Raw genomic sequence first — 16,501 nt, 5'->3', positions numbered from 1 at the left:
CGGGTCGTCTGCGGACGCGGGAGACCGACAGCCGTCAGACGGGCTCAGGCCAGTTGGCGAGATCGTCGCCGTGCGCTTGGATCAGCGCGGACACGACTCGTTCGAGCCCGAAAGCCATGCAGGAACTGTGCGCCACACCCATCTCGGCGAACCGGATGGCAAAGCGTTCGCCGAGATGGTCCTTGTGGCAGTTGGCCGAGGCGATCGCGGTGCCTTCGTCTCGTGCGTGCACTGGCGCGACGAACTCGAATTTCAGGCTCTGCTGGAGCTGGCTCGCGCGCATGAAGCGGTCGCCGGGACCGAAGAACGGATCGCTTGCCGCCACCACGGCGATCTTCAGCCCGAGCCGCGCGAACAGTCCTTCGCAGCGTTCAATCCAGGCCTCGCGCCACTCCCAGGCCGGCTCCTGTCCACCGACGATGACGAACTCGCGCATCCGGAAGGAGCGAAAGCGCCCGTACTCGCTGGTGGCCTCGTGGCGGTAGCAGTACCCGAAGACGTCGAAGTGCTGTTCCAGGTCCAGGGTACGGTCTGCGATCTGTGGATACACGCTGTAGCAAGCGGCGGGAGCCAGCACCACGTCGGTCAGCTCGCGTTGGCTGGCCGACGGTGCCGTCGCCTGCTCGGCCGAGGCGTACGCGTGCACTGTGCCCAGAAGGTGCGGGAAGGACTCGGCATACTGCGCTCGCTCGATTGTTTCCCGCGGGACCACCGGCGCGTGCTGGACAGGGCCCCCTAATCCGTGCGGATCCAGCGCCGTCAGAGCGGTCTGCAAGGATTCGAGCACGGACTCGAACTTCGGGGTGTACCCGATTAGGCCGGGTACCGATGTGGGCGACACCCAGCCGGCATCCGCCATGCGGGCCAGCGGCGTTGCGGCCGACACGGCTGTACTGCTCGTCATCTCGAGGTTCTCCGTCTCGTTCGAAGCACCAAGGCGCCGCCGCCGTGGTCAGAAACCCGGGCCACTGTTGACCCCCGGCCGTGCGTTCTCGGACAGGATGGCCGCGTACTGCTCCGCGAGCAGGTGCGCGCGTTTCTCGGTGAAGAGCGACGTGTTGTACTTCAAGACCGCCTGCGCTTGCTTGCCGTACCTGGTTATTTGGAGCGTCAGCCAGAACTGGCCGAGCTGCTGCGGCAGCCGGTATTCCGCGACGTCTAACCCGGCGATCTGCACGCGATGGCCGAGCGCGAGCGCGGCGCCCGGTTCGTCCGGGTCGAGATCGTTGAGGACGAACAACGCGGAGACCGGTCCGGGACGCGACGGATCTTGCCGGAGCTCTGAGGGCCACGGAAGCAGGGCGAACGGGTAGTCGCGCTGCAGCAGCGCCCGGAAGTGGGCCCGCGAGACCGCGTGCAGGACCTCGCTGAACGAGTCCTCCGGTCCGATGCGAGTCCGGAGCGGCAGGGTGTTGACGAAATAGCCGATTGCAGCGCGCTCCGGCTCACCTCGCCGCAAGGTGGCGGGGTAGCCGACGGCGAGGTCGCGCTGCCTCGAGTGGGAGCGCAGCAGGACCTGGAAGGCCGCCATGAGCAGCGCGAACGTGGTGGTGTTGCGCTCGGCGGCGGCTCGGTCGAGTCCGCTGGTCAGGTCCGGGGGCAGCGCGATGTCGACCTGTGCGCCTTGGTAGCGGTAGACGGTGGGCACCGGAAGATCGGTCGGCAATGCGGTGTGCCGCGTTAGGCCCGCGAGTTCCTTGCCCCAGAACTCCCGTGCTGTCTCAGCTCTCCGCGAGGCCTGATACTCCCGCTGGCGCTCTACGAACCCTGCGAACGCTGCGCCGTCGTCCTCTTCCTCCGGCGGTTCGTCGTCCAGAAGAGCTGCGTACCGGGCCAGGATCCTGCGGCACAGGTTCAACTGGGAGATGTTGTCGGCCGCGATGTGGTGAGCGACGAGCAGCAGGACGTCAGGCTCCTGTCCCTGGAGCAGCAGCACAGCCCGCACCGGCAGCTCGTGCTCAAGGTCGAACGGTCGCTGCGACAGAGCCAGGACGTGGGCCTGGAGCTGCGGCTCTGCCTCGTCGGCCACCACCAACTCCAGCATCCGCTCCGGGATGGGCTTGGCGGCGGTTGACTCCCCCCCGGCAAACAGCTGCCGTGGAAAGGTCTGGTTGAGCAGGCCATGGCCGAGCACCGTCGCTCGCACCGCGGCGTCGAGCACCACGGGGTCGACCGTGAAGTGCAGGCTCAGCGCGAGGCTTGTGTTGTAGGCCGCGCACTCGGGCTCGAGGTGCTGGATGAACCACAGCGCCTGTTGGCCGGCCGTCGGTCCGGGGGTCAGTGGATGATTCATGACACTGCGTTCGACTCCGCTCGACCTCGACTCCGGCCCGCCGCAGGCCCTTCTGACATCTCAAGTAGGGCACGGGGCACGCGCGAGCAACCAGGCAGGGCGGCGGCAACTTCCGGTGCCGAAGCTGCCGCCCCGTTGCCTGTCGGCCTCCCCGGCCGCTCTCCTACGCTGCGAAAGCGCGATGCCCGCACCCTCACTGCGGGCGCCGTCGGCGACCCGGTCGGCGAGAGGCTCCAAGGGATGGGGGTTTGCGTGGTCCACGGACACCAACGCATGGCGCGGCTCATCGGCCACCGCCGACGGAAAAGGCTGATATGACAGCCCCGAACCATGCCCCCCCACACGTTCCGACGGCCGCGCCGACCGGCTTCGCGGCGAGGCTTAAGAGTGCTCTCACCGGCGATCCGCACGCCCGCTTCGTGTACCTCAACAACTTCGAAGTCGAACGCGTCTGGGGACGTGGTGAGCCTGCCCTGCCCGGCACAGGCTTGTCGTTCTCCGCAGCCACCGTCAACCGGATCGAGGAGGTCGGGCTGGCGCTAGCCGAGGCCGGCGACGTCGTCGTGCTCAAACAGGCGCCAGATCCCGCCTACGCGGCGTATCTGGCGGACATCGGGCTCATCGAGGCCGCCGTCTGTACGGTCGACCACAACGACCCGCGGCGCACGGTTACCGAGGACGCGCTCGACTCGCCGAAGTTGCTGGCTGCCTTGCGCCGGCTCGACGACGGTCACACCTATCTCGCGCCGCTGGGCGTCTCCGTACTGGAGGAGCAGGTCGCCGAGGCAAGCGGGCTGCCGCTCGCCGGTCCCTGCTCCGTCGTAGCCAAAGAGGTCAATGGCAAGATCTTCAGCCGCGAACTCGTCGACGCCGCGGGCTTGACCTCCGTCCCCGGCTCGGTGTGCCGCACGATCGACGATCTCGATCAGGCCCTGCGGCTCCACCTCGGGGAAGCGGGCGCGAGCGCGGTCGTCGTCAAGGAGTCGCTCGGTGTCTCAGGTCGCGGCATGGTCGTGCTGGATAGCCGGGAGCGTGCCGACCGGCTGCTGCGCATGATCGCGCGGAAATCGACCGGGGACGGCAAGGTCTCTCTCGTCGTCGAACGCTGGATCGACAAGCGAGCCGACCTCAATTACCAGTTCCTCGTAGGCCAGGACGGCCACTTCACCTTCGAGACGATCAAGACTGCGCTGACTCGTGACGGCGTGCACCGCGGGCACGTGTTCCCGCCAGATCTTCGGGCTCAGGAGATCGCGCAGCTCGAGAACGCCGCCGCGGTGGTCTCCAAGGTGCTGCACACGTCCGGCTATCACGGGCTGGTCGGCGTCGACGCGATCCTCGGAACCGACGGCGCCGTCTATCCGTGCCTGGAGATCAATGCCCGCTTGAACATGGCGACGTATCAGAACCGGATCGCAGAACGTTTGATCACGCCCGGTACGAGTGCCCTGGCGACCTCTTTCGAACTCCGCCCGGGGCGCACGTTCGGGTTCGACGAGGTGGCAGCGGTGCTCGGTCGCCACTTGCCCACCTCTCCGGAGCGGCTGCGCGAAGCTGCCCGCGGCCTGCTGATCACCAATTTCGCGACCCTCAACGCGGCGGTCGTGGCCGACGGGCGGCCCTACGGCCGGCTGTACGCCGTCCTCGTAGCCGGCAACGAACCCGAGGTGCTGGCTCTGCGCGGACAAGTGCAGGCCACTCTCGACGAATTGATGGTGAACTGATGGACGACGGCATTGACTGGAGCGGCATCGCCGCGCGCTTCGGCACTCCGACGTACGTGTATGACGGGGACTGGCTCGTGCGCAACTTCCTGGCGTTGCGTGCTGCACTCCACCCAGACCTGGAGATCTTCTTCTCTCTGAAAGCGAACCCAAATAGGGGCGTGTACGACGTCTTACGGTCGGCCGGCGCGCGCGCTGAGGTGTCATCGTTGGCCGAGCTGCGGCTCGTCCTCGACGCCGGAACCGCACCCGAGGACATCGTGTTCCTCGGCCCGGGAAAGAGTCCCGAGGAGATCGCCGCGTGTGTCCACGCCGGGATCTACGCGCTCGTCTGCGAGTCTTTTGACGAGCTGGCGGCAACCGATCGGGCGGCGGGGTCCGCCGGGCTGCGCATACGTGTCCTGCTTCGCATCAACCCGGCGACCGCGGTCGCCGGACCGCGTCTGACGATGGGCGGCAAGCCGCGCCAGTTCGGCATCGACGAGGCCGCGGTCTTTGACGGCAAGGCGCGCTTGGCGGGCCTCCAGCACGTTGACGTCGCGGGCGTCCAGGTCTACCTGGGTACCAGGGTGCTGGACGCGTCGGTGATCGTACGGAACACCGCCTACATCCTCGATCTCGCCGAGCGGGTGGCGGGCGAGATCGGGATCCCCCTGGACGCCGTCGACATCGGCGGAGGCCTCGGCGTACCCTACTTCGACGGTGAGCGGGAGCTCGATCTTGCCGACCTCGCCGCCGACATCAACCCCCTGCTGGCAGACTTCTCCACCGCCCACCCCCAGACCCGGCTCATGCTGGAGTCCGGACGCTATCTGACCGCCGGGTGTGGCACGTACCTCATGCGGGTGCGCTATACCAAGCGCTCCATGGGCGAGAACTTTGCCGTGGCGGATGGCGGCACCCACCACCACATGGCGGCCGTCGGCATCGGCTCCTTCGTCAAGCGGAACTTCCCGATCGTGGTGCTCTCTCGTGTCGCAGGGCCCGTAGCACCGCACGAACTGTGGAACATCGCCGGACCGCTCTGCACTCCGAACGACATGGTCGCCAAGGCCGTCACCCTTCCCCGGCTGACGCCCGGCGACCTCGTCGGGGTGCTCAGCTCCGGAGCCTACGGACCGTCGGCCTCGCCGGTGTTTTTTCTCAGCCACGGCTACCCGGCCGAGGTCCTGGTCCTGAACGGCCGGACCTACCCGGTGCGGACCAGGGACACGGTCGAGGATATCCTCGGCCGCCAGTCCACCCATCCCGACCTGGCACGCGCGGCTGGTACCGCCGCCCGGGTCACTACGGCAAGGAGTTAAAACCGGTGGCGTATCCCCCGAGCGACGACACGATCGCCGCGGTGCGTGCGGCGATCAGTGCGACCCTGTCGAAGGAGCCTCCTGAGCTCACCACGCAGACCCGGCTCTTCAGCGATCTGGCTCTCGACTCGACGAGTGTGATCGAGCTGCTCATGGCCCTTGAGGACACGCTGAACCTGCACATCGATCCGGACGAGCTGACGCCCGAGGTTTTTGAGACCGTCGGTGCCCTCGCCGAATACGTCGAGGCATGCCTTGCCGGGCAGCAGGTTCCCGCCGATGGGTACTAGCCTCTCGGCCGAGAAGGCGGTGTCGACTTCCTCATGTGCGGTGGCGATCGCATCCGCGTGGACATGACCGCAGCAGTCGTGGACGGCCCTGGGGCGCTGCCGTACAGGGGCCGCTGCCCGGGTTCGCAAGGCGATGACCGGGCGGATGGCTTGTTGTGAACGTCGGCGTCGACCTGTTCGAGGTTGCCAGGATCAGCCGGATCGCCGCTCACCCGGCCGGACAGCGGCTCGTTTTCTCCGCCCGCGAACTCGCCCACGCCGACACGCTGGGACCTCAGCGGCGGTTGGAATACCTGGCCGGTCGGTTGTCCGCGAAAGAGGCAACGGCCAAAGCCCTTGGTCGCGGCCTGGGCCAAGGCCTGGTCTGGCGCGAGATTGAGGTGCTCAGCGACGACACCGGCGCACCGAGGGTCTACCTGTCCGGCGGTGCGGCTTCCATCGCCAACCAGGCCGGCCTGGCTAGGATCACGCTTTCATTGAGTCATCAGACCGGACTGGTGTTCTGCGTGGCGCTTGCAGAGCAGGGCCAGCCCCGATGGCCGGAAACCATTCCGTCGCCGCCTGCGGCGACCCGATCCAAGGAACCGGACCCATGGACCTGAGCTTGTTCTTCTTCGCCGACAGTTCGGCCGGCGATGACCGCTACCGGCTGCTGCTGGACAGCGCGCGCTTCGCCGACGAGCACGGCTTCCGCGCCGTTTGGACGCCGGAGCGGCACTTCCACCCCTTCGGCGGCCAGTATCCGAACCCGGCCGTGACCGGCGCGGCGCTTGCCGCGGTCACCCGGCAGATCGGAATCAGGGCGGGCAGCGTGGTAGCACCGCTGCACCATCAGGTCCGCATCGCCGAGGAGTGGTCCGTCGTCGACAACCTCTCCGACGGTCGGGCCGGGATCTCCTTCGCATCAGGATGGCACGCAGGCGACTTCGTCTTCCAGCCGGACAACTACAAGGACCGTAAGAACGTCATGGCTGAGACGGTCGAGGTGGTGCGGCGACTGTGGCGCGGGGAGACAATAGACTACAGCGTGCCGGAGGGCCTTCAGCGCCCCGTCCGGTTGTATCCCCGTCCGGTCCAACCCGAACTGCCGGTGTGGATCACTGCCGCGGGCTCTCCGCAGACTTATCGGCTGGCTGGGCGGCTCGGAGCGGGTGTGCTCACCCACCAGCTGGAGCAGGACCACGCGGCCTTGGACCGCGGCATCGCGGCTTACCGTGCGGCGTTGAAGGCAGAGCACGGCGACGGCGCGAGCGGGCACGTTGTACTCATGCTGCATACCCTGTTGGGCGAGGACCGAGAAGAAGTACGCGACCTGGTGCGCGCCCCCCTCACCCAATATCTGAGCACGTCGATGGATCTCCTCGCCGGCGCTCTGGCGGACACTCCCGGAGATAGCTTCGACCTTCGCAAACTGTCTGCGCAAGACCGCGAAGTGCTCCTTGAGCGAGCCTTCGGCCGACTGTTCGACCACGCGGGCCTGTTCGGCACCATCGAGGACGGCGTGGCGACCGTCGAACGGCTCAACGCTTTGGGTGTCGACGAGATCGCCTGCCTGATCGACTTCGGGGCTGAGAGGAACGTCGTGCTAGACGGCCTGGAAAGGCTCGATCGACTCCGTCGGCGCATCGGCTGACGGTGCGAACGAAGGCTTCGGCCAAGCACTCGGGCAGCACCTCGACCTGTACACGCCGGTGTGTGGGCGTGCCGCGCGAGAGCATGATCGTCAAGTTCCCGGACCATCGCCGCCAAGACTCGAAGCTGCGCATGCCGTTCTCGCGCAGCATGCCGAAGTCGTACATGCCGGTCGGGCTCGTTTCTCGTCCACGAACTGGGTGGCGGCGACCTCGCGGTCTTCACCGTTGATACGAGCCTTCACAGACATACCGTCGAAGAAAAAGGGGGAGTTCTGGTTTACTCTGACCGTCACCTTCTTTTCGAAGCCGGGACCGGTGATCTCGATTTCGACACGTGGTACGACCTGGCCGAGAATCGGAAACCTGATCTCGGACGTCAAGAGTCTGATGCCGTCGTGCAACACTCCCAGACGGAAGATCTCTTCGATCGACACCTTGTCGACGTTTCGAAGCTCGATATCAGGCTTCGCAGTGACCCTGTTTGCCATCTTCTCGAATCGCGCTGTTCTCTCGAGGGGCGGTCGCTCGCTGGCCGTCACGTCGTCGGCCTAAACACGACCGTGCACCAGGCGCTTATTTGAGAAGTACCTGATCGCTACCGTCCGTCTACCTGGTCGCCGACGACTTGGTAGCGTCACGCGTCCAGACGGCTGAAGCTGGTGCGATGACGTTTACTTACGGCAAGCTGACGGCGGACGCGAAAAGATTTTGGTGGGCGGACAGTTGAGTCTGGTTCTGCGGACACCAGGGTGGCCGGTAACCTTCGGGGTGCGGCCGTGGAAGTTCCAGTTTCGACCGGTTAATCGAACAGACCCCCGAGGGCGCGGTGCGGCCTCGACTGTGTCGCCTAGGCTTCCGTCGGGTAGCGGGTCATGCCGAGAAGGTGTACCCGTCGGGTGCGGTGTTCGATGACGAATGTCACGTACAGGAGTGACAGTGAGATGGCGCAGTCGATGTGGAAGAAGTCGATCGCCGAGATCGATTCGGCGTGGGCTCGGAGGAACCGGCGCCATGAGTCGTCGCGTACACTTGGTGGTGGGATCTGGCAGGAACGCAGGATCTTGCGGATCGTGCCTTCACCGATCCGGTGGCCGAGCCGACGCAGCACGCCTTGGATCCGAACTACGCCCAAGTGCGGTTTTCGGAAACCAGGCGGACGATCAGCGCAACGATCGCCTCATCGAGCGGAGGACGTCCTGGAGGCCGTCGCTGAGTCCACTTCTTGGCGACCAGGCGGCGCCAGCGCAGGAGGGTGCCCGGCCTGACGATGCGCTGCGCACGTAGCAGCTTCGGTAGTAGCCGGGCCAGCGCCGCGAACTCGGCCCGATTGCTCCAGTCGATCCGTGGTGTGGGATTGCTGCGGCGCAGTACCGCGACCTCGTGGCGCAGGACCAGTATTTCGACGTTCTTCGATGCTGATGACTTGGTTAGCAGCGCTAGCCAGGACAGCACAAGGACACCGAATCTGTAGACCAGACGAACCAACGCGGTCATGCATCATCACCGGTCGTGGCAGGTGGCCGAGTTTCAGAGGTAGTACAGGCCTCGGCCTAGCGTGATCAAGGACCTGCTCGGTCTATGACCGCAAGTCCTATGGCTGATATCAGGCGGGGAGAGAACAGTCTTTTGTGAAGCCCGCATCGGCTTCATCGTGCCGGCACCGCCAGCAACGTTCGGATTCCGGATCGTCCGCCGCCAGGTGCAGCCGGGCAGCCGCGGCGTCCACGACCCCACCGGGATAAACGGCCAGTGCTTCGCGCCAGCAGACCTTGGCTTTGGCGATGTCGAGGCGGGCGAGTGCCAGGTGCGCCATGCCGTCACGGGCTCGCGCGATGTATCGCCTGGACGAGTAGGCCAAGCCGATTGACTCGACCTGGGCGTACGACTGCGCAGCCGACTCCAGGTCGCCCCGGCTGAGGTGGGTGTCACCGATTGCGCTGAGCGCGTCCGCCTCGAGGTGGAACCAGTCGACGGAGCGAGCCAGATCGACAGCTTCGCGACCGGCGTCGAGGGCACGGACCAGGTCGTTCGACGCCCGATATACGGCGCACAGACCGGTCAGGGCCAGCGCTCTACCGCGCGGGGACTGGTTCATGCGGCTGAGTTCCAGTGCTTCCAGGTACCGCTCGCGCGCACGGCTCGTCAGGCCTTGGAGGTTGAGCACCTCACCGATGTTGCAGACCTTGTTCGGCGATCTGTGGAGAACCTCTTCGTCCACGTCTTCGATGCCCACCGACCGGTTGAAGTACTCGAGAGCTTCGGTCAGTCTGCCGAGTTCGCGGGAGATGACGCCGAGATTGTTGGTGAGCCCCGACTGAAGTTTGAGGTCGCCGATCTGGATCGCGAGGTCCAGGGCGCCGAGAAAGCACTTCTCGCCCTCGGCGAAGTTGTTGGCGTCCACGAGTGTCACACCCAGATTCGTGAGCTGACTCGCCTCCGCCGCCAGGTCGCCTCGTGCGCGGCTGATCGCGATCGCCCGAGATATCAGCTCACGGGCGTCGGAGACCTCCCCGCGGGACCGCTTGACGGCGGCCAGGCCCATGAGACATACGGATTCCCCCTGTTCAAGCCCCAAGCGGCGTACTGCTGCCAGCGCCGTCGTGTACAGGTCTTCTGCTTCGCTCCATTGGCTGATCCGAGAGAAGTACGGCAGCATCGAGCAGACAAGCTGCCAGGCGTGCGAGTCGAATCCGTGGAGCGCGGCATATCTCACAGATGCCGCGATGTTTCGATATTCGTCCTCGAACAGTGAAAGCGCGGTGCTCTGGTCCGGGACGGCCTTCAGGTGGTCGGGCTCGATGTGGGCTTGGAAAGTGGTATAGCGGTTCTCAGTCCCCATGGCCCGGCACCAACGGTTCGTCGATACGAGATAATAGTCGAGGAGGCGACGAAGCGCAGACTGCTGTGCTTCATCGTCATCATCGCGGGCACGTAGATCTTTGGCGCAGTCCCGGACCAGGTCGTGGAAACTGTAGCGTCCGGCGCGCCGCTGTTGAAGGAGGTTGATGTCGAAGAGTTCTTCCAGGGCGTCCTCGGCCTGCTCCAACGGCAAACCCGACAGGGCTGCCGCGGTGTACGCGTCGAAATCGTGCCCGGGGTGCGCGCTGAGGCGGCGGAAAAGTTTCTTCTGGAGCGGTGACAGATGCTGGTAGGACCAGCCGATGATGGTCAGAACATTGCGATCGCCCGCCACCAGGGTTCTGGCCCGGCCGCTGCGCCGTCGCAGCTGCCCGACCAGGTCGGCCACCGACCAGCTGGGGCGATCGCGGAGCCGGGCGGCGGCGATCTGGATGGCAAGGGGGAGCCTCCCGCACAGTTCCAGAACCAGTGCGACCTGATCGGACTCCGCTGCCGTACGATCTGCCCCGGCGATGTGACTGAACAGCTGATGAGCATCGCGCTCCGGCATGACATCCAGAGAAAGCGGTACCGCGCCCTCCAGAGCGGCCATCCGACGCCGGCTCGCTATCAGCACGAGAGCGCCAGGCTCGGCGGGTATCAGAGGGCGGACCTGATTCACGTCCAGCGCGTTGTCCAGGAGTACAAGTGCTCGGCGCCCGGTCAGGGTACTGCGCCAGAGCGCGCTACGGGCTTCGAGGTCGTGAGGAATAGCCTCAGGGGGAACGCCGCTGCTTCGAAGCAGGGAATTGAGAGCCCGCATCGGGGACATCGGTTCGACCCCGACGCTGAAACCCTGCAGGTCGATGAAGAACTGGCCGTCCGGATACCGGTCGGCAAGCTGGTGGGCGATGTGGATGGCCAGTGTCGTCTTGCCTACTCCGCCCATGCCGTCGATCGCGGAGATCACGAGCGCTGATGTGCCCGAGTTGGCGGCATTCTCATACAGGCGACGGATCTCGGCCACGCGGCCGGTGAATTCCGCAAGGTCCCGGGGGAGGAAGTTGGCCCCCGGCGGCGCGGACTTGTGTGTGGTTCCAACCGCCGCTGGTCCTGTGGACTCGGAAGTCGACGGGACTGCAGCGTTCCTGCCCGCCAGTACCTCCTGATGTGCCTCGCGTAGCCGGGGTCCCGGGTCCAAGCCAAGCTCCTCGGCCAGCCGGCTTCGTCCATCCTCGTAGACCGCGAGTGCGTCCGCTTGTCTACCGCTGCGGTACAACGCCCGCATGAGAACCGCGCGAAGCGATTCGCGGAGCGGGAAGTCGGCGACCAACTGCGTCAAGATCGCCACCACTGACGCGGCCTCGTCCACCTCGATGCTGATCTCCGCCAGCTGCTCGATGGCGGCAGCTCGCCGCTCGGCGAGCAGGACGGCGGAATTCTGGAGCTTTCGGGACTCGATGCCGCTCAAAGCCGGCCCGTGCCAGAGTGCGATCGCCTCCTTGAGATGCCGACACGCCTCTGTGAGCTCACGTGCCGCGACAGCGCCGTCCGCCGCCAGCAGCAGCGCTTCGAACCGAAGAAGATCGACGGCGTCCTTCGGCACATTGAGTTTGTAGCCGGAGTCGACTGTCAACACTTCTGCGGCGCCCACGGCTGGTTTCAGGGCTCTGCGGACGGCGGCAACGACGTTGTGCACCTGCTGGCGTGCCGACTCGGGGGGATCGTCCCACAACGCGGCGATGACCTGGTCCGCCGAAACGACCTTGTTGGCATTGAGGCTCAACAGCGCCAGTGCCCGGGCGGACCGACCCCCGCCGATGGTGATGGGCCGACCGTCGATGGTGACCAGCAGCGGGCCGAGCACCTGGATCTCGAGAGCGACCGAGCTGTGGAGGGGCATGCCGTTCAGTGCAGAGTCAGGATCGTCCTGTGGCATGGGCGATAGGTCCTCTCCTTGCTACTACTGCGAGGCGTTCGCCGCTGCTTGGTTCGCTATATCGTTTGAGCTCATGTGCTGCCGGTAGCGATCCGATAGCGGTTGGGTAGTGTCAGCGCTCAAGCTCGCTGAGGACTACGGGACGGGTACCAACAGTAGTCGAACCCTCAAGCGGCGGGAGATCAAATTACATGAAGCACAAGATTGTTTTCGCGGTGATCGGTACGCTCGCAGCTCTGTCCGCGGTCGCGCTGACGGGAGCGGGCCAGCAGGCGGGGTCTCGAGTCAGCAGTCCTGCAGGGGACCTGTGGACCCAGAACGGGGGGTCTTGAACCCAGGCATGGCGGTGACTGACGCGGCTGGCGAGCCTTCCGAGGCCGCCAGCTCGCTCGGCTTCAAAGTGACCCTCGCGATCCTCGCGACACTCCTGGTCTCGACACTGGGTTTGCAGGTGTTCGGCAACTCTGAACCTCCATGGGCGCGACGTGCCCGCCTCGCCTATCACTCGGTCTGGCCCCAAGGGTGGGCGTTCTTCTCCAACGACGCAGACCTGCCCACCCTTTCCGTGTATCGACTCGGTTCGGACCTGTCGGAGGCATCGCCGTTCGTCCCTCGACAGATGTCGTCATCCACCCTCTTGGGATTGTCGGGTGTCTCCCAAGCGGAATCGCGCGAGGCGCAGTACCTCCAAGGGCTTGTTCCCGTTGGGGCCTGGCATCCGTGTGGCGGCGCTGTCACGGCGGGCTGCCTGGCGGGCGTCCGGCCGCTGCCGCTGCTCAATCCAACGCGCCCGGCGTCCCTGTGTGGATCATTCGTGTTCGCTCTTGCCGCGCCGGAGGCTCATGTGGGGACGAAGCCAGAGGTGAAGGCCGTGGTTCTCACCCTGCGGTGCGCGCCATGAAGCGGCTCCTCGAATCAGCGGCTTTGTTTGATCCGCGAAGCAAGATCTTCAGTATCGGCCGCTCGCTACTGGCTCTGGCGCAGCTCAGTATCATTCTCTTCACATCCGATCGTGACCTGCTGTTCAACACGCCGCATCCGGGTGGACCCGGATTGTGCGAAGGGGTGGAAGGCATCTCGATCTGGTGCGTCACCGGCGGAGATCAGACCTCGAACCCGGCGGCTCGGGCGGTCGCGTTGGCGGTTCTCGCGGCGGTGGCAATCGGTGTGAAGCCGCGATGGCTGTGCATACCGCATTGGTACGTCTCCTTCAGCATAGCCAGCAGCGTGACGGTCGCTGACGGCGGCGCAGCGATCGCGGAGGTCGCCTGCGGCCTCCTCATCCCCCAGTGCCTGGGCGATACCCGAATGACCCACTGGAGCAAGATCGAGACGCCGATCGCACCGAGTTGGCGCGGCAGTTCCTATGCCGCACATCTCGTGCTACGGCTGCAGGTCGCGATCATCTATCTGGATGCCGCGTTCGCCAAGGTCTCGCATCCGGCGTGGCGTCATGGACAGGCGTTGCGCATCATCATGCAGGGTCCTCAGTTCGGGGCACCCGATGCCGTTCGCGGTACGGTCGTTGGCTTGTTGGATATCGGCTGGGTGGGGCCGGTCGTCACCTGGTCGGTGTTGATCATCGAAACCGGCATCGCTGCTTCCATGTTCTGCGCCACCGCCGTTCGGCGCTACGCCCTGGTCGCCGCGGTGATTCTTCATTTCTTCATCATGATATTGATGGGCCTGTTCGCCTTCGCCCTGACCATGATGGCGGTAGTCGCCCTGGCATCACTCAACACTCCTGCGAGGAAGGTGTCCACCAGTGCCGATCGAGATCAGCGTGTTCGATCCGTCGTCAGCCTCTGACGTCGATGTGGCGCAGCACTATGGGCTGATGAAGGAGGTCATGACGCTGGACCATCCCGACCAGCCGTTGCCGACGCTCGGAGAGTACATCGAGTTGATTGGCTCACCTGTCACGGCGGCGGGGCCGATCAGCCGCTGGGTGATGCGGGAGGACGGTCATATCGTGGCGGGTGCCTCGGCGATATATCCGCGTCATGAGAACAGCCATGTGACCTTGGTCAGGGTCGTCGTACGGCCGGCGCGGCGACGTGAGGGGGCGGGCACGACGATGCTGCGGGCCGTACTTCCGGATCTGAGCATCGACGGTCGCACTCTCGTCATGGCGAACGGGGTCAAGGCCGACGCCTCCGGTGAGTCGTGGGCGCGGGAACTGGGTTTCGTCCGTAGCCGAGCGCACGAGCGCCAGATGTTGGCGCTGGCCGATGTGGATCCGGCCCTGTGGGAGCGTTCTGTTCCCGACGGGTTCCGCCTGGAACGCTGGATCGGATCCGCGCCGGAGAACCTGCTGGAGGAATACGCTCGCGCACGCACTGCCATCCTCGATGCGCCGCGTGGCGATTCGCAGCTGGAGACGACGGCCTGGACAGCTGAACGTGTCCGTGCCCACGAAGCCGATCTGCGGACTCACGAGGTCCAGAGCGTCGTCACTGTGGCCGTCCACGAATTCAGCGGCCGGATAGCGGGCATCACCGAGATCGAACTGTGGCCCAACCAGCCCAGCCAGGCCATGCAGATGGACACCGCCGTGGTGGCGGCCTTCCGAGGCCACGGCCTCGGTCTCGCCATCAAGGGCGCGATGCTGCGCTGGCTTCGTGTTGAACGACCTGCGATTGCGGAGATCTACACTCAAACAGCGCACGACAACACCTATATGAACCGCATCAACCACGACTTGGGCTACACAACCCTGGCAGTCGTGGCTGAGCTTCAGATCGGTGTAGCCGAACTCACTGAGCGATTGAAAGCCGTTAGGGAATGTCACTAGCAGGTGAGTGGCCACGGAGGCTCGGAGGCTGAAGCGCTCCCGGGTTCGTACCGCGGTCACGGCTTTGACAGCCAGGTCAGGGCCGTCCTCTGACCTGGCTGTCAAACGGAGGAGCATGGCATAGTCCCGGCGCGGTTCACACGCCCGCGGCCTGCGCCACTGCCGCTACAAGGGCCTGGCCAAAACCCACGTCCAACACGTGCTCACTGCCGCGGGGGCGAACATCATCCGACTCAGCCAGTACGACCCACCCGAAGACCATCCCCGGCCGGGCCGCCGAACCAGCCACCTACAACAGCTCTGCTCGCGATACTTCAGCAGTTGACGACTCCAGCCAAGATCACCAACGGCATCCGAAGATTTTGCCAGAGCCAAGTTCTCGGCAGGCACAGGGTCGTGCACCCGGCGCGACCCACCGCCTCGATGATCTGCCATCGGCAACGTAGCCAACCGGCTGTTCGTGGACCGTCCGGCGGTGCCGTTATCAGTCGGTGCCGAAGGTTTGTTGCAGCCGCGGAATCAGGTTGGCCAGGTCATGGTCCCAGCACGGGTCGTCATGAGCGCCGTCGCACTGTCCCCACCCGGCGCCACTGCCGTAGTCCTCGAAGTACGGGTGCTGGCCCGCAGCGGTCAAAGCGGCGTCGAAGTGCTGGGATGCGCTCTCCAGCCACCATTCGCGGTAATCCTGCCCGTTACCGTTGCCGACGTAGATGGAGACGCCCATGCCCGCGAAGGCTGAGGCGTGCTCCGTGGGGTCGGCAGCGATCCACAGAGAGTCGTTGAAGGGCGGGTTCGTCGATAGCGGATACGGGGAGCCGAACAGCGCGTCGCTGCTGACGGCGGGCCGATATGGGTCGTTCACCGGGTGGCAGGCGCTCCAGCCGGTGGTACCCGGGAGAACACCGCTGGTGGCGACCGGCAACGCTCCTTGTGCGTCCGTGAGCGAGGCGATGACGACCTCCCGAAGGACCATCTCGTTCCTTGACAGGTCGGCGTCCCCTGACAGGGTCGCCACCTGGCTGAACAGATCAGGGTGGAGTTGCGCGAGGTGGAGCGCGCCGAAACCGCCCATGGAGATGCCCGCGATGGCGCGGTGCTGCTTGTCTGCGACGGTACGCAGGTTGGCGTCGATGAACGGGATCACCTGCTCAGTTTCGAAGTTCTCCCAGTTTTGGGCGCCGACCGAGGTGGACTGGTCACGCCAGTTGGAGTACCAGCCGCGGGTGCCGCCGCTGGGCATGATGATGATCATGCCCGACGTGTTCTTCAGCGCGTTGAATTGGGGGAAGCCGGCGATGCCGAAGTAGTCGCACGGGTCGCCCGGAGAGCCATCGAGAAGGTACAGGACCGGGTACCGCTTGCTTGGATTGCTGTAGTAGTCGGCCGGCAGGGCGATGCGGATGTGCTGTCCGGCTGTGCCGGGGTCGTTGGCGACCTGCGCTGACGTCACCGTGATTGTGAAGTCCGTCGCGGTGGGGGTGGGTATCCCCGGGTTCGACAAAGCCGGATCGTCGACCTGCGTCAGCCCGTAGCCGTCCGACAGGACGGGTGGGCCGGCGGGGTCGGCGTGGGCCGCGCCCGGGCCGGCGATGGCACCGGCGGCCGTGAGGGAAGCGGTGGCGAATGCCGCTACGGCGGTGGCAAGCCGTTGTTTCACAGAGCTCTCCTGAACGGTGATGAGGTTC

General features: G+C 65.5%; 16 protein-coding genes. 9 read left to right on the top strand and 7 right to left on the bottom strand.

Annotated features, from left to right (window positions below):
• Window positions 1–34 precede the first annotated feature (34 nt).
• Together ABH926_RS45795 and ABH926_RS45790 are read right to left on the bottom strand one after the other, a co-directional pair.
• Window positions 35–904 (bottom strand): aminoacyl--tRNA ligase-related protein, encoded by an 870-nt coding sequence (locus tag ABH926_RS45795; RefSeq protein WP_370373372.1) that lies wholly within the window; start codon window positions 902–904, stop codon window positions 35–37.
• 48 nt (window positions 905–952) lie between these two features.
• A complete protein-coding gene (locus tag ABH926_RS45790) occupies window positions 953–2,293 on the bottom strand; it encodes a condensation domain-containing protein (protein ID WP_370373371.1) in 1,341 nt (446 codons plus the stop codon).
• 314 nt (window positions 2,294–2,607) lie between these two features.
• Here ABH926_RS45790 and ABH926_RS45785 point away from each other — a divergent pair, with 314 nt between their 5' ends.
• The 5 genes from ABH926_RS45785 to ABH926_RS45765 all read left to right on the top strand — a co-directional run bounded on the left by ABH926_RS45785 (window position 2,608) and on the right by ABH926_RS45765 (window position 7,244).
• Window positions 2,608–4,017 (top strand): ATP-grasp domain-containing protein, encoded by a 1,410-nt coding sequence (locus ABH926_RS45785; protein ID WP_370373369.1) that lies wholly within the window; start codon window positions 2,608–2,610, stop codon window positions 4,015–4,017.
• Window positions 4,017–5,321, top strand: coding sequence for a type III PLP-dependent enzyme (locus tag ABH926_RS45780; RefSeq protein WP_370373368.1), 1,305 nt, complete (start codon window positions 4,017–4,019; stop codon window positions 5,319–5,321). Before ABH926_RS45785 ends, ABH926_RS45780 begins: the two co-directional genes overlap by 1 nt.
• A gap of 5 nt (window positions 5,322–5,326) precedes the next feature.
• Entirely contained in the window at window positions 5,327–5,611 is a 285-nt protein-coding gene (locus ABH926_RS45775; RefSeq protein ID WP_370373366.1) for an acyl carrier protein, read from the top strand.
• A gap of 155 nt (window positions 5,612–5,766) precedes the next feature.
• On the top strand, window positions 5,767–6,213 hold the full coding sequence (gene acpS / locus ABH926_RS45770; protein ID WP_370373364.1) for a holo-ACP synthase: 447 nt from the start codon (window positions 5,767–5,769) through the stop codon (window positions 6,211–6,213).
• Window positions 6,204–7,244, top strand: a complete 1,041-nt coding sequence (locus ABH926_RS45765; protein ID WP_370373362.1) for a MupA/Atu3671 family FMN-dependent luciferase-like monooxygenase — start codon at window positions 6,204–6,206, stop codon at window positions 7,242–7,244. The genes acpS and ABH926_RS45765 overlap by 10 nt, the downstream gene beginning before the upstream one ends.
• A 90-nt stretch (window positions 7,245–7,334) precedes the next feature.
• Here the strand turns inward: ABH926_RS45765 and ABH926_RS45760 are convergent, their stop codons facing one another.
• The 4 genes from ABH926_RS45760 to ABH926_RS45745 all read right to left on the bottom strand — a co-directional run bounded on the left by ABH926_RS45760 (window position 7,335) and on the right by ABH926_RS45745 (window position 12,022).
• Entirely contained in the window at window positions 7,335–7,784 is a 450-nt protein-coding gene (locus ABH926_RS45760) for a hypothetical protein (protein ID WP_370373361.1), read from the bottom strand.
• 308 nt (window positions 7,785–8,092) lie between these two features.
• Window positions 8,093–8,353 carry a hypothetical protein gene (locus tag ABH926_RS45755; RefSeq protein WP_370373359.1) on the bottom strand — a complete coding sequence of 87 codons (261 nt, stop codon included), beginning with the start codon at window positions 8,351–8,353 and terminating at the stop codon, window positions 8,093–8,095.
• A gap of 14 nt (window positions 8,354–8,367) precedes the next feature.
• Entirely contained in the window at window positions 8,368–8,739 is a 372-nt protein-coding gene (locus ABH926_RS45750) for an integrase (protein ID WP_370373358.1), read from the bottom strand.
• A gap of 109 nt (window positions 8,740–8,848) precedes the next feature.
• Window positions 8,849–12,022, bottom strand: coding sequence for a BTAD domain-containing putative transcriptional regulator (locus ABH926_RS45745; protein ID WP_370373357.1), 3,174 nt, complete (start codon window positions 12,020–12,022; stop codon window positions 8,849–8,851).
• Window positions 12,023–12,362: 340 nt separating this feature from the next.
• On the opposite strand from ABH926_RS45745, the gene ABH926_RS45740 reads away from it, so the two are divergent.
• From ABH926_RS45740 to ABH926_RS45725, 4 genes are all read left to right on the top strand, one after another.
• On the top strand, window positions 12,363–12,923 hold the full coding sequence (locus ABH926_RS45740) for a hypothetical protein (RefSeq protein ID WP_370373355.1): 561 nt from the start codon (window positions 12,363–12,365) through the stop codon (window positions 12,921–12,923).
• Complete coding sequence (locus ABH926_RS45735) at window positions 12,920–13,831, top strand: HTTM domain-containing protein (RefSeq protein WP_370373354.1); 912 nt, start codon at window positions 12,920–12,922, stop codon at window positions 13,829–13,831. Before ABH926_RS45740 ends, ABH926_RS45735 begins: the two co-directional genes overlap by 4 nt.
• On the top strand, window positions 13,788–14,816 hold the full coding sequence (locus ABH926_RS45730; RefSeq protein ID WP_370373352.1) for a GNAT family N-acetyltransferase: 1,029 nt from the start codon (window positions 13,788–13,790) through the stop codon (window positions 14,814–14,816). Before ABH926_RS45735 ends, ABH926_RS45730 begins: the two co-directional genes overlap by 44 nt.
• Window positions 14,817–14,967: 151 nt before the next feature.
• Complete coding sequence (locus ABH926_RS45725) at window positions 14,968–15,141, top strand: hypothetical protein (RefSeq protein WP_370373420.1); 174 nt, start codon at window positions 14,968–14,970, stop codon at window positions 15,139–15,141.
• A gap of 159 nt (window positions 15,142–15,300) precedes the next feature.
• Here the strand turns inward: ABH926_RS45725 and ABH926_RS45720 are convergent, their stop codons facing one another.
• The gene (locus ABH926_RS45720; protein WP_370373350.1) at window positions 15,301–16,473 is read right to left on the bottom strand and encodes an alpha/beta hydrolase; all 1,173 of its coding nucleotides are present in this window, start codon (window positions 16,471–16,473) and stop codon (window positions 15,301–15,303) included.
• Window positions 16,474–16,501: the final 28 nt, after the last annotated feature.

Source organism: Catenulispora sp. GP43 (assembly GCF_041260665.1).
Classification (GTDB): domain Bacteria; phylum Actinomycetota; class Actinomycetes; order Streptomycetales; family Catenulisporaceae; genus Catenulispora.
The sequence above is the reverse complement of the archived record's forward strand: the minus strand, read 5'-3'. Positions and strand labels throughout refer to the sequence as shown.